Source organism: Flaviaestuariibacter amylovorans, assembly GCF_039541815.1.
GTDB lineage: Bacteria > Bacteroidota > Bacteroidia > Chitinophagales > Chitinophagaceae > Flavisolibacter > Flavisolibacter amylovorans.
In genome coordinates this window covers 50079-69421 of record NZ_BAABGY010000005.1, presented here as the reverse complement: position 1 = coordinate 69421, position 19343 = coordinate 50079, and the positions used below count along the sequence as shown (strand labels likewise).

Here is a 19343-nt window from a genome sequence, read left to right as displayed (position 1 = left end):
CGCGGAATCAGAGAAACCTACGTAGATCCGGACCCACGCGAGCAAAGTACCCGCTTCCGGACTGCATCGCGGAAGCCGTGCCAGCAGATCGCTCCCATTCTTCCGTCGATCGGAGGCCAGGCACGGCGGGCAGGATAAGTAAGCGCGAAGATCATCCGCACGATCCGTAACCCGATCCTTGACATCCGCAGCCTGCCACGCCGGCTGTGAAGCTCCTCCGGCTTCTCTATCCCCCATAAATACTACTCTTGGTGCACAACGGGGCGTCTCCTTTTCCGGGAAACATTCACTGCAAACCAAACGTCATGAAAAGAATCGTTTCCCTTTTGTCTTTTTCGGTGCTCCTTGCGGCGCCCGGGGCCCTGCAGGCACAGGGTTATGTGAGCCCGTTCAAATACAAGGATGGCAATTTTGTGATGAAGCCAAAGAGCGAGATCCAGGCCGAGGAAAGCGCCCGCACCGTGGCGAAGCTGGAAAAGGAATTCGACAAGCCGAAGAAGGGCTACAACGGCAAAGGTGAGTTCTGGGTCGACGGATACTGCCGCTTTCGCCCGGCGTCGACCAGCAGGTCGAACTACGACGAATCCACATCCGAGATCGGGTACCACCGGGAGGTCTACCCCGCCGAGACGGAAGTCTTCTCCGACGACTTCAGCGGGAAGGGCACCATTCCCTGGGCCGGCAACGCGTGGAGCAGCAGCAAGCAGGCAGAGTGCGAAGCTTTTCTGAAACGCCTTCCCGGTTATGTGAACGATGGGATCCCCTTCCCTGTTTTTGATACCCTGAACCGCTTGTCGTCCTATGCCGGTGCTGCGAAGACCAGCATTTCTTCAGGCCGTCTTTATGAGTTCAGCAGGGCCGTCAGCATTTGGGTGAAGCGGAAGGAAGGCCCGGAAGGCATGTTCATCAAATACACCACCAGCTTCCCCTTCGTGAACAGCAAAGACCGCCTCGACCTGGAGATCAACGACAAGGGAAAGTTCCTGATCAAGGCATTCTGCGACAACTGCGAGAAGCAATACCGGGAAGTGGAATCCGGCACCGCCAAAGCCTGGCGCAAAGGCGACTGGAACGAGATCACGGTAAAAAAGGATGAATTCAACAACATCACGTTCTACCTCAACGAGGAAATGCTTTTTGCTTACCGCATCCCGCACGTGCCGCTCAGCGTGCATTTCGCCGGCTTTGAGCTCAGCATGCCCTACCAGTGGGAGAAGAAAGGACTGAAGTACCATGTCGGCCGGGTCAGTTCCGTGCATTATCCAAAGATGAACTGATGAGGCCTGACCGGAAACCAGTGCCCTCCCCGACGCCGCTGCGCTCTACCCACGATGACACGGGCCTTTCGTCAGGCTGAGCGCGGCCCTTTATCCTATCACCCAAGTAGCACATTGCCCTCCCTCGGCTACGTCCGGGACGACAAAACACCTTGTCAGTCTGAGCGAAGCCGAAGCCCGCATATGATCCCTTTGGCACCCCGATTGCGACAGGTTCTATCCCTAAATAGAACACTATGTATCAACGCAAGGCATACGCCGTCATCACTGGCGGCTCGAACGGTTTCGGGTGGGAATTCGCGCAGCTCTGCGCCAAAGACGGCTACGGGCTGGTGCTCGTGGCCCGTAATACGCAGGAGCTGGAGCGGGCTGCCGCCGAGCTGCGCGACCGCTACAGCGTGGATGTGGTGACGCTTTCGAAGGATCTCTTTGAAGCCGACGCCGCCTTCAGCGTGTACGAGGAAGTGAAAAGCCGCGAGCTCCCGGTAGAAATACTGATCAACAACGCCGGGCAGGGCGATTATGGCTCCTTTGCCGACACCAACCTGCAGCGCGACCTCGACCTCGTGCAGCTGAACGTTTCCTCGGTGCTGGTGCTGACGAAGCTCTTTTTAAAAGACATGCTGGCGCAGGGGCATGGGCGCATCCTCCAGGTATCGTCGTTGCTGGGGCAGATCCCCACACCCCTGATGGCCGTGTACGGTGCCAGCAAGGCCTTTGTGCTGAAGTTCAGCGAGGCGCTGGCACAGGAGCTCGAGGGGAGCGGCGTCACCGTAACCGTGCTGCAGCCAGGGGCCTCCGATACCGACTTCTTCCACAAGGCCGGCGCGGAAGCTACGAAAGAATACCAGGAAGCGACCCTGTCGGACCCGGCCGACGTTGCCCGTGACGGCTACTCTGCCCTGATGAGCGGCGACAGCCGGATCATTTCCGGCGCGAAGAACAAGATGATGGCAGTCTTAACGAACCTGATGCCCGACAGCGCCAATGCCGCGAATATGAAAAAGCAGATGCAGCCCACCGATGCCCGCAACCGCCCCGTGCACGGCGACCGGGAGAGCGACGGCTCCGGGAACGCCTGAACAAAGGAACTGCAAAAAGAGGCGACACTGCAATGCAGTGCCGCCTCTTTTTTATTGCCTACCGCTGTCGATAATTCGTTATTTTAAACAAACAAAACCGCTTATGAAACAGGTATTTTGCTTCTTCGCCGCGGGCCTGCTGCTGGCCTGCAACAACAATCCCTCGGAGCCGCGTGCCGCCGGGCAGCAAAGCGCATCGGGCAACAACACAACGGTCGGCAAACAACAGGAGAAGATCGAGTTCAAGGCAGGCGACCCTGTGGACGTGCTCTATGCAGGCTCCTACTACCCGGCTACGATCGTTTCCTTTGATGCCGGCAAGAACTGCTACGAAGTGAAATACGACGACCCGGCATCGTCCAACGCCTGCAAGGAGATCAGCCGCCTGAAGCCACGCGGAAAGTCCTATGCGGAGCCCTACTCCAACAAGCCCGAGGATGCCTATGGCACCTGGAAGCTCTCCACGGTAACACAAACCACGAGCTCGAACGATACGCATGTCATCACCGAAACCAATGCCTACGCCGGGCTCGGGACGCTCACGATCAACGCCGACAAAACGTTTGTCTGGAATGCGGCCGCCGGCGAGGTGATCGAAGGCACCTGGGACCTCAACCCGTCGCCCTCGCAGTACCGCGGCCCCATCCACATTGCAAAAGGCAAATCGGGCAAGGAGTGGTTCGTGGGCTACTATGGCAAGGACGACCAGGGTATCCCGTCGCTGTATGTAGCCAGCGCCGACGGGCTTCGCTACTTCGGCGGCAGATAAGCACCATACGGTCAGCGCTTGAAAAAAGGCAGTCCATCCGGACTGCCTTTTTTGGCGTCGGTGCATTCCGGAACTTTGTTGAAAGCCTGAAGCCATGTCGCTCACCCATTACCTCTGCGTTACCTGCGGCGCCCAATATGAAGCCAGCGCGGCACCTCCTTCTTCCTGCCGCATCTGCGCCGACGATCGCCAATACATCGGCCCCGGCGGCCAGCGCTGGACCACACTCGAAACCGTCAATGCGCAACACCGCAACATCCTGGAGCTCGTGGCGCCAGACCTGTACGCCCTTTACTCCACGCCGCATTTCGGCATCAACCAGCGCGCCCACCTGCTGCTGCGTCCTGAAGGGAATATCCTGTGGGATTGTATCAGCAACCTCGACGCAAGCACCCGCTCACTGGTGCAGGCCCTGGGCGGCATCAGCGCCATCGCCCTCTCCCACCCGCACTACTTCAGTACCCTCATCGAGTGGGCGCGGGCATTCGACGCGCCGGTATTCGTGAACGAAAAAGACGCCGGCTGGCTCACCCGCACCGGGCCGGAAGTGCTCACCTGGAACGGCAGGGAGAACTTAGGCAGCGATGTAACGCTGATCGAATGCGGCGGTCACTTCCCGGGCGCTTCCGTGCTGCACTGGAACAAGGGCGGCGGCATGCTGCTTTCCGGCGACACCATACAAGTAGCGCCGAACCGGAGCAGCGTTTCGTTCATGTACAGCTACCCGAATATGATCCCGCTCCCGAAGCGGGATGTGGAAGGCATTCGCGACGCGGTGGCGCCATTCGAATACGACGCGATCTACGGTGCTTTCGGGCTGTATATCCGCAGCGACGCCAAAAAATCGATGGAGGCATCCGTGAACCGCTACCTGGAGGTCTTCGAGGCGGAAGCCCCCATCATCAGCACATAATGCGAACCGTATTTATACGGAGGATGGAGGATGCACGTCGAGTGCGTCGATCTGCGCCTTGTAGGCTTTGGGCAAGAGTAATAGCCGGATGAAGCGGTCGATGCCGAATACACTGCCCAGCTTATACAACGGTACCGCGAGCCGAAGCGGTGAGAAGCGGCGCAGCCCCAGCAGTTCCCGCACGCTTGCGGGCACCAGCAGCACCTGCACCTCGCGCAGCAAGGTATAACGAAATCCGCCCAGCTGGCGGCGGTACTGCCGGTAGAGGTCGTCGGTGTATTTGCTGCGCACGAGGTCGTTACGGAGGTGCTGGGCCCTCGAGGGCAGCCAGGCAGCGTAGTCGGGCGGCAGCTCCTTCAGGCCCATGCGCAGGCCGATACCCAGGAATACTGCGTAAAGATCGTCTTTCTCAGGGTCGGTCATCGGGCGCTCGATGAGCTCAAACGCCGCTACCGAGTAGTGGATCAGCAGGTAGAGCACGTCGCGGTAGGCCCAGTCGGGGATGACGGCACCCCGGGCGGCCTCCACGCCTTTGTGGATGGCCGCGATCGTATCGATGGCCTTTTCGGCCGCAGCTTTTTCGGAGAACACGATCCGCCGCGCATACTGCACCGTGGAAAAGAGGCGCCCGAGCGGATCAGCCGGCAGTCTCCCCGTGAAATACAGCCAGTCTACGGCCTTATTGAGCGCAAACTCGGCTGAAGCGCCGGCAAAGATGAACAGCACGGTTTCGCTGCGTCCCCACACCTGGCGCACGATATTATCTCCGGGTACATAATCGGCCATAGCCAAATGTACGGGGGTTCTCAGCTTGTTGGGGCCCGATGCGGCGACGCCCGTTTGTGGCGCCCTCCGAAGCTTCGGAGCGGCGCACCCGCACCGATGGTTTGGGGCACTGCCGGCAGGGCTTGTGGCCACACTGCAGCTCCCGTTTTGTGGGGCGAATAAGAAGCGGCGCGGCCGTGCTTCTACAAGTAGCCGACTCACGGTACCGGATACGCGGAAGAAATGGGCCGATGGCTTCCGAAAGCTTCAACAAGGGGTTGGCGCGCAACTCTGCCCTTTCAGTTGGCAAGGAGTTTGACTTTAAAACAAGCACTAAAAGCAGAAGTTATGGCGACAAACTACAACCCGGCCTATCAAGAAGGTAAAGTGGCCGCAGCAATCGAGAAACAAACAGCGAAGATTCCCTCGGACGTATACCTGTGGACGGCAGTAGCCTGTATGGGTGTATCCCTGGCGCTGCAGCTGTTCCGCAAGCAGAAGACGAGCCTGTTCATCGGCCAGTGGCCGGCAGCGTTCCTGATCATGGGCCTGTACAACAAGCTCGTTAAGCTGGAAGGTACCGACGGTCTGCATCAGAACCCGTAAGCAGTACCTTTCACCAGGAAAAGAGGCTCCGCGGGGCCTCTTTTCTTTTGCGGCATCCCACCACATAAAAAGAGGCGCCTTGCGACGCCTCTTCACATTTCTTGCATCATCAGCGATGACCGCGCAGGCGATGAGCCGAAGGGTCGCCATAATGCCCCCCTTTGTCCATCTGCTGCGACAGTTGCAGGATGCGTTCCTTTTGCATTTCCAATTCCGAACTGGATGCGCCTGCACGCAGGCTTTGCAGATATTGCTTGGTCTGCTGTACGTAGAGCCGTTCCAGCTGGTGTCTTTCCCGATTTTCCATAACCCACAGTTTACGATCCACACATATCGATCGCTATGGAAAAACAAACAACGAGCCTGAAAATCAGCCCTTGGATTCGCCACACATTTGTAGCATAATTTGTACTACATGCAGCAGATCGCGGTATAAGGTGGGCTTTCTGAAAAACGTGCAGTTGTGGCTCTGGCAAAGCTTGATGTCCTCCTCGCGCGAGGAGGTGGTGAAGATCATGGTGGGGATCTCGCGGAAGGCTTCCGTTTCCTTCAGCCAAAGCAGGGTTTCCTTGCCGTCCATGATGGGCATATTGAGGTCGAGCACAATGAGGCAGGGAATGGGGCCTTTCTCGCCCTCGAGGTAGCTGATGACCTCACTGCCGTTCTTGGCGTGGGCCAGCTCATATTTATCGGTGATCTGTTCCAGTGCGTCCTTCAGCGCTTCGTAGTCGTCGAGATCGTCCTCCGCATATAGAAAGGTCGGTTTTGTGTTCGCTGTCGTCATGGGTTTCGTTCTTCCGGTAAGCTTTGCCTTGCCTGAGATGAAGGTACAAGATAAAAGATTATGCCAGAGAACCGAAGAGCTGGCCGACCGGCAATACTGTGTTCCTGCAGGCTCAGGGCTGCCGGGCCGACATGGCGCCGCCGCCTGAATCGGTGCGGGTTTGCTGCCGCAGAAAGAGGTTGGCGGAGAGCAGGGAGTCGTTCTGCAAAAGCAGTTGCCGGTTCTGGGCCTGTACCCTGCGCATCTGCGCGGTGGTGGCCAGCAGCCCCACCCCAAGCAGCACGATCACCGTACCCCAGGCTACCCGGGCGCCGTAACGCCTCCAATTCATTCGCTCCATGTAGCCTGTAAGATGCACCCCCCACCTAAACCCGGCGTTAAAAGGGCATTAAAAGCCAATTAAAACCTACCATGCGCAGGGAAGCATGACCTGGAATTGCGTGCCGCGGCCTACTTCCGAGGCGACCTCGATGCTCCCCTTATGTAGCTTGATGATCCGCTGCGTGAGCGACAGTCCGAGCCCGAAGCCGCCAGCCAGGTTCTCCTCCACCCGGAAGAAAGGCTGGAAGATCTTGTCGATCACCTCCCGCGGGATCCCGATGCCGTTGTCGGACACGCCGATGCGGATCTGGCGGCCGTCGGCACGCAACAGCACCTGCGCCTGTTTGTCCGACGAATACTTGCAGGCATTCAGCGCGAGGTTCCGGATGGCCGTGAACAGCAGCGCTTCATTGCCATACACGAAGAGCTGCGCCTCGTCCTCGGGCAGGTCCTCGAAGTCGAGCGTGACCACGTAGCCGGGGTCGGCCTTGGCGATCTCGGCAGGCAGGCGCAGGAGCACCTCGTCGATACGCACCCGCTGGATCTCGAGGCCGCCGCGGGTGCCGGAGGCCTTGGCAAACTCGAGCAGGGTCTGCGTCAGCTTGCTCATGTGCTGCACGTCCTGGTACACGGAGGCAAGCACGGCCCGGTAGTCGTGCGCGGAGCGCTCCCGCTGCAGCGCCACATCGAGCTGGCTCGAGAGCGAGGTGAGCGGGGTGAAGAGCTCGTGCGAGGCGTTGGCCACGAAGCGCTGCTGCATCTCGAAGCTTTCCTGGAGGCGGTCGAGCAGCGCATTGAGGGTGCTGGCGAGCTCGTTCCACTCGTCGCGGGTGTCACCGGTAGCCAGGCGGCGGGCGAGGTTCTGGGCGGAGATGTCCGCCACATCGGCAGTGATCCGTTGCACCGGACGGATGAGGCGCCCGGCAAAGAAATAGCCGCTCACAAGCACGAGGATCACAGCAGTGAGATAGGTAAGCAAAAGGAGGCGCGCGAGGCGACTCAGGAACAGCTCGCCATCGCCGTCGACGCCCGCCGATACGATCACGAGCCGGGTGTGCGCGTCTTTGTGATGATAGGCGATCGCCTCCTTGCCGTTGATGGTGAAATAATGGCGGCCCTTCAGGCGGGCTTCGTTGAGCACCTCGCGGTCCAGGGTCAGCGAATCACCCGGCAGGTCGGCATAGCTGTAGATCAGGCGGTTCTGGAAATCGTAGGCCTGCACCACCTTCCGCTTATAGGTCAGCGTCGTAAGCGAGTCCACACCCTTGACCACGTCGGGCGTGAAGAGCTCTTCCTGGCTCAGCAGGCGGGCGGTGGTGATGGCGCGGTTGCTGAGGCGGGTCGAGATCGTTTGCAGGCGCGCCTGCCAGGAAAAGTAGTAAACGCCGGCAAATACAACCCCCAGGATCAGGAATACCAGGAATGCGAACAGCAGGGTGATGCGCAGGCGTACCGGCATGATCAGGCGGTTTCCTTGAGGATGTAGCCCATACCTACCTGAGTGTGAATGAGCCGGTCGGCAAACGGCTTATCGACCTTGTTGCGGAGGTAATTGATGTACACGTCGATGACGTTGGTATTGGTGTCGAAGTCGATGTCCCACACGTTGAGCGCAATGTCCGCGCGCGACACCACGCGGTTCTTGTTGCGCAGCAGGTATTCGAGCAGTTGAAACTCCTTGGCGGTGAGGTTGATGGCCCGGCCCTCGCGCTTCACCTCCTTGCTGTGCAGGTTCACCTCGAGCTCCCCGGCGCGCAGGATATGTCCGGTGTCGCGTTGTTGCCCGGCGGAGCGCTTCAGCAGCACCCGCACCTTCATCAGCAGCTCGCGGAACTCGAACGGCTTCGTCAGGTAGTCGTCGGCGCCGGCATCATAGCCCTCGATCTTGTCGTTGAGGGAGCGCAGCGCCGTCAGCATGATTACAGGCACGTCGCTGCCTCCGGCGCGTACCTGGGTGCACAGCTCGTACCCGCTCAGGCCGGGCAGGTTGATGTCCACGATCAGCAGGTCGAACGCATCGGCACTGAACAGCTTGAGGGCAAGACGCCCGTCGTAGGCCACCTGCACGTCGTAGCCATGCTCCGCCAGCCCCTGACGCAGGGCGTCGGCAATCTTCTGTTCGTCTTCTACGATTAGGATCTTCGGATTGTTCATAGGCAATTACACAGGCAATTTAAGCATTCGCCAGCACTCCCTGTCCACCGGGCAGGGCGCCGGAAAAGTTAAAGCCCCTTGAAAGGGGCTTTATAAACCAAAACTAACTGACCAGAAAAACTGCTTCCTACTGTAAAAGAAGCAAGGCAAAACTAGCCCGCGCTCCCGGTCGTATCAATTAGAAAAATATTAGAAGTCTGGCCTGAATAACACAGCAGCCATGAGGCGTGAGCAAAAAATTACTTAGAGTCTGTTTGAATTAATATGCCTTCTGGAAATGCTGAAATGGGCGGCCGCAAGCGGCCTTGGCAGGCGACGGCGCAACGACGCGACGGCGCGACGATGAAATGCATAGAAGAGTTTTCAGCACGTTTCTACCTCGCTGCGTCCCCACCCGCTGCGTCGCCGCGAGAAAAAGGCCGCTTGCGGCCTATCGGGGCCATATAATAACTCAAACAGGCTTTTAGGCTGAAAACGCTTTGTAGCCATTCACAAAGGAGACGGAGCTAATCGCGTACTATTACCGCTCCGGCGACTCCAGGTTGAGCAGCGGCGTTTCTTCCTTCTTGCGGATGCCGAACTGGTAGCGCAGGTTGATGCCGAAGCGGCGCGTGTCGGAGCGGCGCTCGCCCCCGGCATTGACGGTGCCCTGCACCAGGGTGAAGCGGTTGTTGTTGGTGTACAACAGGTCGTTGCCGCTAAGGGTAAGCGCGAGCTTTTTCTTGAACAGTTGCTGCGTCACGCTCAGGTTGAGCGAGCCGAAGGTGCTGAGCTCGTAGAACTGGATCTGCCCGTTCATCCGCACAAAGCCATTGAGCGTAAGCTGGGTGAGCGGGCTGATCTTGAAGGTTTGGTACGAGAAGATCGTCCAGCTGCCGCGGCGGAACGAAAGCGGCGCGCCTTCGTAAAGTCCTTCGTAAAAATTACGGTTGTACTGCACCCCGGCCACGAGGAAGTAGCGCTTGCCTGGCGGGATGGCGCCCAGTGCCCGGAAGTAGAACTCCCGGTTCCGCCCGAGGTTGTCGTAGGTGCGGTAGGCCACCTTGCGGCTGTTGCTGTCGGGCTGGTAGAGCACCTGCGTGAAAATGTCCTTCGTATCGTTGAAGCCCAGCGCAATGATGGGCCGCTCGTCGACGGAGATGTTGGCCTCGTAATTCTGCGTGAACTGCGGGCGGAGCGACGGGTTGCCGCTCTCCTGCAGGTAGGGGTCGATGATGCGCGGGTAGGGATTGAGGTACTCGTAGGCGGGGCGGCTGATGCTGCGGCGGTATACGAGGTAGGCGCGCAGCTGGTAGCCCATGATCTTCATGATATCGCGCGATACGTAGATATACGGGAACAGGTCGGTGCGCTGCAGTCGGAACGAAGTATCGTCGGGCGCCAGCTGGCGGCCGTTCATATTCGTGTTCTCCACCCGGGTGCCGGCCTTCACGAGGATGGCGCCCATCTTTTTGGACGCCTGGAAGTACGCGGCATGAATGGACTCGCGGTAGCGGTAGGCATTGCTCCGGCGGTAGGTGGTGCTGTTGCGGAAGTCCACCGCGGTGGTCTTGAGACCGCCCTCGAGCGTCCAGTTGCGGGACAGCTTCTTGAGCACGTTCGACTGCGTCGAGAAAAAGGTGAGCTTGTTGTCGATGAGCCCGTCGAAGCTGTTCTCCGGGCCGGCGGGCAGCAGGAATACGGTGCGCAGGTCCTGCTCCGTGCGGTTGGGCGCATGGGTCACGGAGAGGTCGGTGGTCCATTCGGAGCCGGCACTGTCGATCCGGTACTTGGCCGAGAGCCCCTGTACCAGGCTCCAGTTACGGCCGCTGTTGGCAACGATCGCCTCGTTATCGGCCGTTTTGCCGCCGGTGCTGGCGGCGGCGATCTCCGAGCGGTTGGTGCTGCGGTTGGCGGTGCGGTTGATGCTGAGGCGTCCGTCCCAATTCAGGTCCCAGCGCTTCGTGAGGGCATAGCTCAAGCCAAAGCCCGTATAATAGGTCTCGCCGGGGTAGCGCGTGAACGACGACTGGCGCAGCACCGAGTCAGGCCGGAAGAAGCGCTGCGACTGCAGCTCCTCGTACGAATCGCGCCGGCTAAACTGGAGGTTGATATACGACTGCAGGCGGCCGCCGTTGTTGTTGAGCGACAGGCCCACGAACTGGTTCCCATAGCGGCCCTGGTTGGCGCCGGCATTGACCGAGCCGGTAAGGCCCGGCTTAACGCCCTTGCGGAGCACCACGTTCACGATGCCGCCGGAGCCGGAGGCATCGTAGCGGGCCGAGGGCGTGCGCAGGATCTCGATGCGGGAGATGGCGTTCGGCGGCAGGTTCTTGAGCATTGTGGCTACATCGGCCGTACTCATCTTTTGCTCGCGGCCGTTGATGTGGACGGTGGCCGGCGTAGTGCTGTTGAGGTAGATATTGCCGTCCTGGTCCATGAAAAGACCGGGCGTTTTTTCGATGAGCTCGTAGGCGTTGGTGGAGGTAGCCGCAAGGTTCTCAGGGTCGACGATGGTCTTGTCATCTTCCTGCCGGATGAGCGGGCGGTTGGACGTGACTACGACGGTGCCGAGCGTGGTCCCGGCGCTTCCCTCAAGGGTGAGGGTAAAGGTGGCCGGCTTCTCCGTAAGGCGGAGCGCCTTCTGCACTTCGGCGTAGCCCACCGACGATGCGCTGACCTTGTAGGCACCCGGGGCCGGCAACTCGAAGCGTGCACGGCCGTTACTGTCGGTGACGCGCTCCTGCGCTTTCGAAGAGTCTGCAAACGCTACGATGCGCACGCTGGCATAGGGCACCGGGGCCTTACGGCTGTCCTGCACCGCTACGGTCAGCGGTACCTGGGCAATGGCGGTGATGGAGCAAAAGACGAGCAGCAGCAGCAGGAGGTGGTGGCGGAGGTACATAAGCCCCCTAAAAGTAAACCGCCAGCCCGGGGAAGGGCGGGTGTTTAACAAGATGTTAGAGAAAGGTTTTGAAAGGTTTTTGGAGGTTGGCGCCTCACCAGCCCATGGCTTTAGCCATGGGTATTCGATATCCCACCAGCCCATGGTTTTAACCATGGGTGTCCAATATTCCACAAACCCACGGATTTAACCGTGGGACCAAAATGGAAAGAGCCGCGAAGCGGCTCTTAAATTCGTTGATCCCGGATCAAAGCACGAATAGTCAGAAGTTTGGTTGCGACCCCCATTTGGGCGAAGGAAATCAGTGATCTCCCTTAGAACACACTAAAGATAGTATCCTTTTCGGGTCAACGTGCATTTCCTTAGGCTAATGCGGGTCTGCGGGCGGCGGATCCGGGATTTTTCCCGTTAAAGCTTTCTTAAGGCTCAGCTGCCGATGGCGTTCTTGAGGTAGCCCTCGATGGCCGAGCAAGGGAGGAGGAACGGCTTCTCGGAGATGTCCACGATCATATTCCCGCCCGAAACCGTGTAGGAGCCGGAGATCGTGTTGCCGAATACCGACACGCTGAAGTTGCCGGCTGCCGTATCGCCGTTGAACGTGCCGCCCTGGCTCTGCACGGCCTTGCGGGCTTTGTCGAGGGTGGCCTGCGGCTCACCGCTGATGGGAAGGGAGAAGTTACAAGACATGCGTGTTTGCTGTTTGAAGTTTGTTGTTTGATGTTGTTGCTGCAATGATAGCGCAGAAACGGGTACAGCGGTCGTTACGGACCGCGGCACCTGTTTCCGGCTCCGGTATCAGCCCTGACCTATTGCTTGCCGGATTGCTCCACACTTTCCCGCTCGCTGCGCAGGCGCTCGGTGTCCGGCTCCTGCCCGATCGCGGCATCGCGCTCTTCCTGGCCCGGGTTGCGTTCGTTGTTCACGGTAACGACGCCATTGGCGCCCTGCCCCTGCTGGGGTTGCTGCTGTTGCTCTTTGCTCATAAAAAGGTTTTATTGGGTCCGTCGTAGCAGTGGCGTCGCCTCCGCTACAAGCTTCAAATTCTTTATACATCCTGCTGGTCGATCGCGCGGTCCTGCTCGCGGTCGGGGTCGGCATCTACCTGCTGCTTGCCCTTCTGCGTTTCGGCCACGAAGTTTACATTGTCCTGCGACGGCTCCTCGCCCGGAGCTTTGTCGATGCCCTGTGGGCCGTGGTTGGGGCTGGGGATCGCGTTGGGTTCCTCGCGGCGGCCGTCCCGTTGCTGTTGCTCATTCATCGTTGTTGTTGTTTTTAAACTTGATCGGAATCGTTTCCATCCACATCCCAGCCGGTCATACGGCCGAGACGCACCTCGTGCAGGTCGTCGTTACCGATGTCCGTGCGGTTGTCGTCGCGCGGATCGATGGCAGAGTCGCGGGCATGCTCGTCGGGCGACTGCAGCGTGCTGTTGCCCGTAAGGTAGATCGGCGTCTCTTCACTGCCCGTCCCCTGTTGTGCGTCGCGGCCCGTTTGCCCTTGCTCTTCCGGCGCATCCTGCCTGGCAGGGCGCCCGTTCTTATTGTCCCGATTCATACGTTTGCGTTTGCGGGTATCGTCGCCAATCCTATGCCATAACGCTACAAGGCGTCTCTGAACCGAACTGTCCTACAGACATCGTGAGGCGTCAGGCGTGAGAAGGAGCATACCGCCAACGGTAGGTTTCATCTGACGCTTCACAGCCTGCCCTGCTTCGGTGGGGCCTCACGCCTGACGCTTTTCAAGAGTACCCTTGAATCAGAGCCGGCTTCCCATGTTTTTTGTTCCCCGCCGGAAGGCAGTAAATTGGTGCGCAAAGCTGCCGCTCATGATCACGTATGATACGGAACTGAAACGATTCGACAGCCAGGGCGAAAAGACCGGCTGGACCTATATCGAAGTGCCCACGGAGCTCGCTGCCCAGCTGAAGCCGGGGGTGCGCACCTCGTACCGCGTCAAGGGAAAGCTCGACGCGCACCCCATCGCCGGCGTCGCCCTCATCCCGATGGGCGAAGGCAGCTTTATCCTGGCCGTAAATGCCGCCATGCGCAAGGCCATCCGTAAAGTGCAGGGAGCTACCGTGCGGGTGCGGCTCGCGGTGGATACAGAGGAGACGGCCCTCCCTCCTGCCTTCGAGGAGTGCCTGCGCGACGAGCCGGCGGCGCACGACTATTTCTATAGCCTGACACCCGGCCACCAGCGCTACTTCGGCCGCTGGATCGGGGAGGCGAAAACGGAAGCGACCCTGAGCAAGCGGATCGCGATGGCCGTGGATGCGCTGGCACGCGGTTGGGGCTATCCCGAGATGATCCGCGCCGCCAAAGCAAAAAAAGAAAAGGAGGGACTGTAGGATGCGTACCGTACATATACAGGTAACCGGCACCGTGCAGGGTGTGTTCTACCGCGCCACTGCCCATGAGGTAGCAGAGCAGCTCGGACTCGCCGGCTGGGTGCGCAACCGTGCCGACGGCTCCGTGGAAGCACTCGCCCAGGGAACCGACGAACAGGTAGAAGCCTTTATTACCTGGTGCCACCAGGGCCCGCGCCGTGCGGTAGTAACCGGGGTACAGGTGGAAGAGGTTCCTGCGAAGGAAGCGATGAGGGGTTTTGAGGTAAAAAAGGGTTCTTAAGGTTCTTAGGGTTCCTGAGGTCCTTAAGGTTCTTAAGGTTTATTAGGTACAGGATGGATTGGTCGCACGTGCACGCCCCTCACCGGGTTCCCTGTTCCTTGTTCCTTGTTCCCTGTTCTTTGTTCTCCTGCTCCTCCCCCAAAACAAAAAAGACCCCGCTATTTAAGGGTCCTTACTTCTTCATTCGTTATGCAACATTCGTTATTCGCTATTCCCTAGCTTGCTGCGCCGTCGGTGATCTCCGACCCGTTCATGTCGCCGCTTCCCTCGTCGCCACCGGCGGGGATGTTCTCATTCGCTTTCGGGTTGGCGTTCTTTTGCTCCTCGAAATCCGACAGCTTCGGCTGATCAACAGGCGGCAGGGGCTCCGGGGCTCCGGTAGTACGTTCGGTCATGGAAAAGCTTATTTGTAGTCGCCGTTGCTGAGGGCAAGGTTGCCGAGCAGCGCGGAAATATCGATGGTCTTCAGGTAAGGGCTGAGTAACTGTGTGTCCTCGAAGGCGCGGTACCAAAGGGCTTCCTTGCCGAAGCGCAGGAACCAGATCTCTACGTAAAAACCATCTACCTGGTAGAGCATCTTACGGAACAGGCCTGCATTTTTTTCGCAGAGAAAAGAGCCGGTACGGAGAATGGCGATCTTTTTTTGACGGTTCGGCAGTGTTTTGAAGTACGGGACGGTCATAAGAGGAGCGGCTTTAGACTCTAATGGTCGCAAATAGGGTGCCGCCTGTTGCGGGGCCGGGCGAATTCAGCACCGGCGGTACAAACTCAGCGGCAAAAGGCAGCAAAACCGGAACATCCTGCCGGAAAACGTTCCGCGAACGAACACCTGCCCGGTCCGGCCGGATCGGAATGTGTTGCAAAAAGACCCCACATCCCGCCGCTATCCGGGTGCATGGGCTTTTACACCGCCTGTTTTTCGCACCTTTGCGGCAACCGATCGCACTATGCCCGAACCCCGCAAGGCTGCCCTCTCCTTCATCTTCCTCACCCTGCTGATCGACGTCACGGGCCTCGGCCTCATCATCCCGGTGATGCCGCGGCTCATCGAGTCGCTTACCGGTGGCAATGTGAGCGCTGCCGCGCAGTGGGGCGGACTCCTCTCCTTTGCGTATGCCGTCATGCAGTTCCTCTGCGCGCCCATCGTCGGCAACCTGAGCGACCGCTACGGACGCCGGCCCGTGCTCCTGACCTCGCTCGTCGGCTTCGGGATCGACTACCTCTTCCTGTCCATAGCGCCGAACATCGGCTGGCTCTTCGTAGGGCGTCTGATCTCCGGCATTACCGGTGCTTCATTTACCGCTGCGTCGGCCTATATCGCCGACGTCAGTTCGGAGGCCGACCGCGCCAAGAACTTCGGGCTCATCGGTGCCGCTTTCGGGCTGGGCTTTATCATCGGGCCCTTCCTCGGCGGGCTGCTCGGCGATTTCGGACCGCGGGTGCCGTTCCTGGTATCGGCCGCGCTCTGCTTCGCCAATGCCGCCTATGGTTATTTCGTGCTGCCCGAGTCGCTGCCGCGGGAGCAGCGTCGACCCTTCGACTGGCGCCGCGCCAACCCGGTGGGCCCGGTACTCCTTCTCCGCCGCTTTCCGGCGATCGCCGGGCTCATCGGCGCCCTTACGCTCGTGTACGTAGCCGCGCACGCCATCCAAAGCAACTGGACCTTTTTCAGCATCGAGCGCTTCGGGTGGGACTCCAGGATGATCGGCTATTCGCTGGCGATGTTTGGATTGCTTATCGCGCTCACCCAAGGCGTACTCACCCGCTATATCATCCCGCACTTCGGCAACGAGAAGAGCGTGTATGTGGGGCTGGGGCTGTATGCCACGGGCATGCTGCTCTTCGCGTTTGCCACGCAGGACTGGATGCTGTTCGCGATCATGGTGCCCTATTGCCTGGGCGGCATTGCAGGCCCGGCGTTGCAGGCCATCATCACCGGGCATGTGCCGGCCAACCAGCAGGGCGAGCTGCAGGGCTCGCTCACGAGCATCATGAGCCTCACCTCCATCGTCGGGCCGCTGCTGATGACGAACCTCTTCGCCTGGTGCACGGCCCCGAAGGCGCCCTTGTATTTCCCCGGAGCGCCCTTCCTGCTCGGCGCCGCGCTGCTCCTCACGAGCTGCGTGCTCACATACCGGATACTGACAAAGGAGAAGAGCCCGGCGGCGGAGATCTCAGATGTGTGATCTAAGATTTCAGATCCCTGGCCAACCGAACTTCCCCCTGTACCCGGATCTGTTCGTTAATGTAAACGGATGTCAAGCGTTGCCCGCACAATATCGTGCGTAAGCGAGATCTCAGATCCGCGATCCGACATCTGAGATCACTTCCCGTCCGCCCCGCCACCGGGGTCATCGAAGGTCTTGTCGGCCTTATCGCCGAAGGGGGTCTTGAATCCGTCGCCGCCGCTTTTGGTGGTGCGCTGGTTCTCCTCGTCGTAAACGCTGCTGCTGAGTGTATTGACACCGGGCTGGGGAGCCGTCTCGTCGCGGATGTTGGGGTCGTTGCGCCGTCCTTCGTCCGTGGGCCGGGCCCGCTGGTTCTCGTCTTCGTTGTGCTTCGTACTCATGATCGTCTTTTCAGAGTCTACGTACACTTTTATGCCAGTTCCGACGCCCGGCACAGATTTTTCTCCGCACAGGAAAAGACGAGACCATGCGTAACGACAGTGCCAACCCCTACGATGAGCAGAACCGCAGCCGCGACAGCCGTCCCGCCACCGACGATAAGCGCGTCCACTCCGACATACAGGACTCCGAGCAGGACCGCGAGAAGCTGAAGCCCGAAGAGACCATCATCGAGCTGCCTGATGTGAAGGACATCCCCGGCCAGGAGTTCATCAACCCCGCGCCGCTGGGCATGCTCGCCGATACCACGATCTCGTCTGCCGACGAGGAGGGCGAAGGCCTCTTCGACGACGACGAGGAAGACGAGACCGATCTGGTGATGGGCACCGAGGCCGATGTGAGCGCGGAGGAGCGCCGCCTGCTCGAGCGCAGCGAGACCTACCTGCCCACCCGCGACGAGGACCGCCTGCAGCAGGCCGCCATGGACAATACGGACTTCGACGGCGAGGCGCTTAACGAAGCCTCCTTCGGCGAGGAGCAGACCGGCGCCGACCTCGACGTACCGGGCGCCGCCGACGCCACCCGCACCGACGCCATGGGCCAGGGCGACGAGGAGAACCAGCACTACAGCCTCGGCAGCGGCGAGAACGACCTCAACGAGCAGCGCCCGCAACCCTAGAGAACCGCAGAACAAGGAACAAGGAATATTGAATATTGAATCGGTTCGGACGCATCACGATGCGTCCTTTTTATTAGGCACCCTCATTCCAAAGCATCCTTTCTGAAAAATTTACAGTCTGCTTGCCACGGCGACAGAAATTCCGAAAAAATTGCAGCCTGTTCCGCACCGGCATTTTGCTTGTGGGCGTACCGGGATAACCAATTCTCTAACCGTTAAAAAGGAGGTGCTTATGTCGATCACCAAAAGGAATCCCCTGATGGCATCCCCCTTCTTCGACGATGGGTGGACGCGCGACCTGCTCCAATGGAGCCTCGGCAATTCTTCGAACAGCAACACGACGGTGCCGGCGGTGAACATCCGCGAAACCGACGACCACTTCGAGGTGGAGGTGGCGGCGCCGGGCATGCGCAAGGAAGACTTCCAGGTAGAGCTGGAAGACAACCGGCTTACGATCCGCAGCGAGCGGAAGCAGGAGGCTGAGCATACGGATGAGCCCCGGTACAGCCGACGCGAGTTCAGCTATGCGTCGTTCCAGCGCACGCTCCAGCTGCCGAAAGAAGTGGTGGACGTGGACCGCATCGAGGCCCGCTACGAAAACGGCCTCCTGCACCTGCTGGTACCAAAGCGCGAGGAAGTAAAAAAGCGTCCGCCGCGCCGCATCGAGATCATGTAACGACCAAAGCGGGCCCTGCCCGCTTTTCTATTTTGCTTCTCTTCAAAAAACAAAAACAGGATGCACCGAAACAGGTGTGCACGAAAATGCGGGCAAAGCCTGTTAAAATTTGCGCGACCTGACGGCCTTCAAACAACGTGAAAACTGCTACCGTAAAGCATCTACGACCTAAGTTCCCCCTTTGGGGGACAGGGGGCTGGCACCCTATTTGAGCCGGCTCCGGTATTCCTCACCGGAAAAATGCTAACCATGAAACCCATTCTACGTAACACGCTCAACGTGGCGGCGGGCCTCCTGCTGGGCATCGGCGTCATCGGCCAGCTTGCCTTCAACGGACGCCCCTCCGAGCGTACGCCTACGGGCAACGTCATCACGGCGCCGGTGCTGCCGAAGCAGCTTTCCTTTGCCGGTGAAGCCGTTCCGCTCGACCGTTGGGATGTGCGCGAGCGCCTCGACCGTGAGGTCATGATCAACTATTACAACCACGGCAACATCCTCTTCCTGATCAAGTCGGCCAACAAATACTTTCCCGTCATCACCGAGCGCCTCAGGGCCAACGGGGTACCGGAAGATTTCAAGTACCTCTGCATCGCGGAAAGCAACCTCCTTCCCGGGGCCATCTCCTCGGTTGGTGCGGCTTCGTTCTGGCAATTTATGAGCGGCACGGCCCCGGGCTACGGACTCGAGGTGAACAAGGAAGTGGACCATCGCTACGACCTCATCCGCGCTACCGATGCGGCGTCGGCTTACCTGAAGAGCGCCTACCAGAAATTCGGCTCCTGGACGGCCGCCGCGGCCTCGTACAACTGCGGACAGGGTGGCTACAACGGGCAGGCCACCTACCAGGGCACGAAACAGTATTACGACCTGTTGCTGCCCGAGGAAACGAACCGCTACATCTTCCGGATCCTGGCCTTCAAGCACCTGCTCGAGAACAGCGAGGCGCTCGGCTTCAAGGTGGAAGACGAGGAGAAATACACGATGCCGGCCACCCGTACTATTACGGTAACGAGCTCCATACCGAACCTCGCGGCCTTTGCGCAGGCCAACGGCACCACCTATAAGATGTTGCGCCAGCTCAATCCCTGGCTCCGCGGCCGCTCGCTCCCGGTTAGCGCCGGAAAAAGCTACGTAATTCAATTGCCGGAGGAAGAGAAAGGGTTTTAATACGGGGTTTTGGAGGGTTGCGTTCACGGAAAAGGCGGCTTCTGCTCATCGCAGTAATCAAACTTCCCAAAA

The 19343-nt window shown here is 59.4% G+C and carries 25 protein-coding genes; 11 read left to right on the top strand and 14 right to left on the bottom strand.

The features are described from left to right. Nucleotides 1-305 precede the first annotated feature (305 nt). The 4 genes from ABD937_RS05620 to ABD937_RS05605 all read left to right on the top strand — a co-directional run bounded on the left by ABD937_RS05620 (nucleotide 306) and on the right by ABD937_RS05605 (nucleotide 4041). Complete coding sequence (locus ABD937_RS05620; protein WP_345254079.1) at nucleotides 306-1277, top strand: OmpH/Skp family outer membrane protein; 972 nt, start codon at nucleotides 306-308, stop codon at nucleotides 1275-1277. A gap of 236 nt (nucleotides 1278-1513) precedes the next feature. Then, the gene (locus ABD937_RS05615; protein ID WP_345254077.1) at nucleotides 1514-2359 is read left to right on the top strand and encodes an SDR family NAD(P)-dependent oxidoreductase; all 846 of its coding nucleotides are present in this window, start codon (nucleotides 1514-1516) and stop codon (nucleotides 2357-2359) included. A gap of 103 nt (nucleotides 2360-2462) precedes the next feature. Beyond that, nucleotides 2463-3128, top strand: coding sequence for a hypothetical protein (locus tag ABD937_RS05610; protein WP_345254076.1), 666 nt, complete (start codon nucleotides 2463-2465; stop codon nucleotides 3126-3128). 94 nt (nucleotides 3129-3222) lie between these two features. Continuing rightward, nucleotides 3223-4041 carry an MBL fold metallo-hydrolase gene (locus tag ABD937_RS05605; protein ID WP_345254075.1) on the top strand — a complete coding sequence of 273 codons (819 nt, stop codon included), beginning with the start codon at nucleotides 3223-3225 and terminating at the stop codon, nucleotides 4039-4041. A 12-nt stretch (nucleotides 4042-4053) separates the two neighbouring features. On the opposite strand, the gene ABD937_RS05600 is transcribed toward ABD937_RS05605, so the two are convergent. Continuing rightward, complete coding sequence (locus ABD937_RS05600; protein ID WP_345254073.1) at nucleotides 4054-4827, bottom strand: oxygenase MpaB family protein; 774 nt, start codon at nucleotides 4825-4827, stop codon at nucleotides 4054-4056. Between the two features lie 327 nt (nucleotides 4828-5154). Here ABD937_RS05600 and ABD937_RS05595 point away from each other — a divergent pair, with 327 nt between their 5' ends. Then, nucleotides 5155-5412 (top strand): hypothetical protein, encoded by a 258-nt coding sequence (locus ABD937_RS05595; RefSeq protein ID WP_345254071.1) that lies wholly within the window; start codon nucleotides 5155-5157, stop codon nucleotides 5410-5412. Nucleotides 5413-5521: 109 nt separating this feature from the next. On the opposite strand, the gene ABD937_RS05590 is transcribed toward ABD937_RS05595, so the two are convergent. The 10 genes from ABD937_RS05590 to ABD937_RS05545 all read right to left on the bottom strand — a co-directional run bounded on the left by ABD937_RS05590 (nucleotide 5522) and on the right by ABD937_RS05545 (nucleotide 13109). Then, nucleotides 5522-5719, bottom strand: coding sequence for a hypothetical protein (locus ABD937_RS05590; protein ID WP_345254069.1), 198 nt, complete (start codon nucleotides 5717-5719; stop codon nucleotides 5522-5524). Nucleotides 5720-5782: 63 nt separating this feature from the next. Beyond that, nucleotides 5783-6196, bottom strand: a complete 414-nt coding sequence (locus tag ABD937_RS05585; protein WP_345254067.1) for a response regulator — start codon at nucleotides 6194-6196, stop codon at nucleotides 5783-5785. 112 nt (nucleotides 6197-6308) lie between these two features. Continuing rightward, nucleotides 6309-6527: a hypothetical protein gene (locus tag ABD937_RS05580; protein ID WP_345254065.1), complete on the bottom strand. Its 219-nt coding sequence runs from the start codon at nucleotides 6525-6527 to the stop codon at nucleotides 6309-6311. 75 nt (nucleotides 6528-6602) lie between these two features. After that, nucleotides 6603-7976 carry a sensor histidine kinase gene (locus tag ABD937_RS05575; protein ID WP_345254063.1) on the bottom strand — a complete coding sequence of 458 codons (1374 nt, stop codon included), beginning with the start codon at nucleotides 7974-7976 and terminating at the stop codon, nucleotides 6603-6605. Between the two features lie 2 nt (nucleotides 7977-7978). After that, entirely contained in the window at nucleotides 7979-8671 is a 693-nt protein-coding gene (locus ABD937_RS05570; RefSeq protein WP_345254060.1) for a response regulator transcription factor, read from the bottom strand. Between the two features lie 520 nt (nucleotides 8672-9191). Then, complete coding sequence (locus ABD937_RS05565; RefSeq protein WP_345254059.1) at nucleotides 9192-11555, bottom strand: outer membrane beta-barrel protein; 2364 nt, start codon at nucleotides 11553-11555, stop codon at nucleotides 9192-9194. A 426-nt stretch (nucleotides 11556-11981) separates the two neighbouring features. Further along, nucleotides 11982-12242 (bottom strand): hypothetical protein, encoded by a 261-nt coding sequence (locus ABD937_RS05560; protein WP_345254057.1) that lies wholly within the window; start codon nucleotides 12240-12242, stop codon nucleotides 11982-11984. A 119-nt stretch (nucleotides 12243-12361) separates the two neighbouring features. Then, nucleotides 12362-12538 carry a hypothetical protein gene (locus tag ABD937_RS05555; RefSeq protein WP_345254055.1) on the bottom strand — a complete coding sequence of 59 codons (177 nt, stop codon included), beginning with the start codon at nucleotides 12536-12538 and terminating at the stop codon, nucleotides 12362-12364. Nucleotides 12539-12600: 62 nt separating this feature from the next. After that, nucleotides 12601-12813, bottom strand: a complete 213-nt coding sequence (locus tag ABD937_RS05550) for a hypothetical protein (RefSeq protein ID WP_345254053.1) — start codon at nucleotides 12811-12813, stop codon at nucleotides 12601-12603. 14 nt (nucleotides 12814-12827) lie between these two features. Further along, on the bottom strand, nucleotides 12828-13109 hold the full coding sequence (locus tag ABD937_RS05545) for a hypothetical protein (protein ID WP_345254052.1): 282 nt from the start codon (nucleotides 13107-13109) through the stop codon (nucleotides 12828-12830). A gap of 271 nt (nucleotides 13110-13380) precedes the next feature. Here ABD937_RS05545 and ABD937_RS05540 point away from each other — a divergent pair, with 271 nt between their 5' ends. Both ABD937_RS05540 and ABD937_RS05535 read left to right on the top strand, forming a co-directional pair. After that, on the top strand, nucleotides 13381-13902 hold the full coding sequence (locus ABD937_RS05540) for a DUF1905 domain-containing protein (protein ID WP_345254051.1): 522 nt from the start codon (nucleotides 13381-13383) through the stop codon (nucleotides 13900-13902). A gap of 1 nt (nucleotide 13903) precedes the next feature. Beyond that, entirely contained in the window at nucleotides 13904-14182 is a 279-nt protein-coding gene (locus tag ABD937_RS05535; protein ID WP_345254050.1) for an acylphosphatase, read from the top strand. Nucleotides 14183-14397: 215 nt separating this feature from the next. On the opposite strand, the gene ABD937_RS05530 is transcribed toward ABD937_RS05535, so the two are convergent. Both ABD937_RS05530 and ABD937_RS05525 read right to left on the bottom strand, forming a co-directional pair. Next, nucleotides 14398-14577, bottom strand: a complete 180-nt coding sequence (locus ABD937_RS05530) for a hypothetical protein (protein WP_345254048.1) — start codon at nucleotides 14575-14577, stop codon at nucleotides 14398-14400. Between the two features lie 8 nt (nucleotides 14578-14585). Further along, complete coding sequence (locus ABD937_RS05525; RefSeq protein ID WP_345254047.1) at nucleotides 14586-14864, bottom strand: hypothetical protein; 279 nt, start codon at nucleotides 14862-14864, stop codon at nucleotides 14586-14588. 265 nt (nucleotides 14865-15129) lie between these two features. On the opposite strand from ABD937_RS05525, the gene ABD937_RS05520 reads away from it, so the two are divergent. Beyond that, on the top strand, nucleotides 15130-16368 hold the full coding sequence (locus ABD937_RS05520; protein ID WP_345254045.1) for a TCR/Tet family MFS transporter: 1239 nt from the start codon (nucleotides 15130-15132) through the stop codon (nucleotides 16366-16368). Nucleotides 16369-16505: 137 nt separating this feature from the next. Here the strand turns inward: ABD937_RS05520 and ABD937_RS05515 are convergent, their stop codons facing one another. Further along, nucleotides 16506-16751: a hypothetical protein gene (locus ABD937_RS05515; protein WP_345254044.1), complete on the bottom strand. Its 246-nt coding sequence runs from the start codon at nucleotides 16749-16751 to the stop codon at nucleotides 16506-16508. An 86-nt stretch (nucleotides 16752-16837) separates the two neighbouring features. Here ABD937_RS05515 and ABD937_RS05510 point away from each other — a divergent pair, with 86 nt between their 5' ends. From ABD937_RS05510 to ABD937_RS05500, 3 genes are all read left to right on the top strand, one after another. Then, nucleotides 16838-17428: a hypothetical protein gene (locus ABD937_RS05510; RefSeq protein ID WP_345254043.1), complete on the top strand. Its 591-nt coding sequence runs from the start codon at nucleotides 16838-16840 to the stop codon at nucleotides 17426-17428. Nucleotides 17429-17687: 259 nt separating this feature from the next. Further along, nucleotides 17688-18104 (top strand): Hsp20/alpha crystallin family protein, encoded by a 417-nt coding sequence (locus tag ABD937_RS05505; RefSeq protein ID WP_345254041.1) that lies wholly within the window; start codon nucleotides 17688-17690, stop codon nucleotides 18102-18104. A gap of 249 nt (nucleotides 18105-18353) precedes the next feature. Continuing rightward, on the top strand, nucleotides 18354-19271 hold the full coding sequence (locus ABD937_RS05500) for a lytic transglycosylase domain-containing protein (protein WP_345254040.1): 918 nt from the start codon (nucleotides 18354-18356) through the stop codon (nucleotides 19269-19271). The last annotated feature ends 72 nt before the right edge of the window (nucleotides 19272-19343 follow it).

Bases quoted from the DNA above. Each gene is read 5' to 3' on its own strand.
- ABD937_RS05530 (WP_345254048.1), bottom strand. From the start codon at position 14,577: ATGACCGAACGTACTACCGGAGCCCCGGAGCCCCTGCCGCCTGTTGAT.
- ABD937_RS05510 (WP_345254043.1), top strand. From the start codon at position 16,838: ATGCGTAACGACAGTGCCAACCCCTACGATGAGCAGAACCGCAGCCGC.
- ABD937_RS05520 (WP_345254045.1), top strand. From the start codon at position 15,130: ATGCCCGAACCCCGCAAGGCTGCCCTCTCCTTCATCTTCCTCACCCTG.
- ABD937_RS05585 (WP_345254067.1), bottom strand. From the start codon at position 6,196: ATGACGACAGCGAACACAAAACCGACCTTTCTATATGCGGAGGACGAT.
- ABD937_RS05545 (WP_345254052.1), bottom strand. From the start codon at position 13,109: ATGAATCGGGACAATAAGAACGGGCGCCCTGCCAGGCAGGATGCGCCG.
- ABD937_RS05575 (WP_345254063.1), bottom strand. From the start codon at position 7,976: ATGCCGGTACGCCTGCGCATCACCCTGCTGTTCGCATTCCTGGTATTC.
- ABD937_RS05580 (WP_345254065.1), bottom strand. From the start codon at position 6,527: ATGAATTGGAGGCGTTACGGCGCCCGGGTAGCCTGGGGTACGGTGATC.
- ABD937_RS05610 (WP_345254076.1), top strand. From the start codon at position 2,463: ATGAAACAGGTATTTTGCTTCTTCGCCGCGGGCCTGCTGCTGGCCTGC.
- ABD937_RS05565 (WP_345254059.1), bottom strand. From the start codon at position 11,555: ATGTACCTCCGCCACCACCTCCTGCTGCTGCTGCTCGTCTTTTGCTCC.
- ABD937_RS05540 (WP_345254051.1), top strand. From the start codon at position 13,381: ATGATCACGTATGATACGGAACTGAAACGATTCGACAGCCAGGGCGAA.
- ABD937_RS05535 (WP_345254050.1), top strand. From the start codon at position 13,904: ATGCGTACCGTACATATACAGGTAACCGGCACCGTGCAGGGTGTGTTC.
- ABD937_RS05515 (WP_345254044.1), bottom strand. From the start codon at position 16,751: ATGAGTACGAAGCACAACGAAGACGAGAACCAGCGGGCCCGGCCCACG.
- ABD937_RS05505 (WP_345254041.1), top strand. From the start codon at position 17,688: ATGGCATCCCCCTTCTTCGACGATGGGTGGACGCGCGACCTGCTCCAA.
- ABD937_RS05595 (WP_345254071.1), top strand. From the start codon at position 5,155: ATGGCGACAAACTACAACCCGGCCTATCAAGAAGGTAAAGTGGCCGCA.
- ABD937_RS05600 (WP_345254073.1), bottom strand. From the start codon at position 4,827: ATGGCCGATTATGTACCCGGAGATAATATCGTGCGCCAGGTGTGGGGA.
- ABD937_RS05615 (WP_345254077.1), top strand. From the start codon at position 1,514: ATGTATCAACGCAAGGCATACGCCGTCATCACTGGCGGCTCGAACGGT.
- ABD937_RS05605 (WP_345254075.1), top strand. From the start codon at position 3,223: ATGTCGCTCACCCATTACCTCTGCGTTACCTGCGGCGCCCAATATGAA.
- ABD937_RS05555 (WP_345254055.1), bottom strand. From the start codon at position 12,538: ATGAGCAAAGAGCAACAGCAGCAACCCCAGCAGGGGCAGGGCGCCAAT.
- ABD937_RS05560 (WP_345254057.1), bottom strand. From the start codon at position 12,242: ATGTCTTGTAACTTCTCCCTTCCCATCAGCGGTGAGCCGCAGGCCACC.
- ABD937_RS05550 (WP_345254053.1), bottom strand. From the start codon at position 12,813: ATGAATGAGCAACAGCAACGGGACGGCCGCCGCGAGGAACCCAACGCG.
- ABD937_RS05620 (WP_345254079.1), top strand. From the start codon at position 306: ATGAAAAGAATCGTTTCCCTTTTGTCTTTTTCGGTGCTCCTTGCGGCG.
- ABD937_RS05570 (WP_345254060.1), bottom strand. From the start codon at position 8,671: ATGAACAATCCGAAGATCCTAATCGTAGAAGACGAACAGAAGATTGCC.
- ABD937_RS05590 (WP_345254069.1), bottom strand. From the start codon at position 5,719: ATGGAAAATCGGGAAAGACACCAGCTGGAACGGCTCTACGTACAGCAG.
- ABD937_RS05500 (WP_345254040.1), top strand. From the start codon at position 18,354: ATGAAACCCATTCTACGTAACACGCTCAACGTGGCGGCGGGCCTCCTG.
- ABD937_RS05525 (WP_345254047.1), bottom strand. From the start codon at position 14,864: ATGACCGTCCCGTACTTCAAAACACTGCCGAACCGTCAAAAAAAGATC.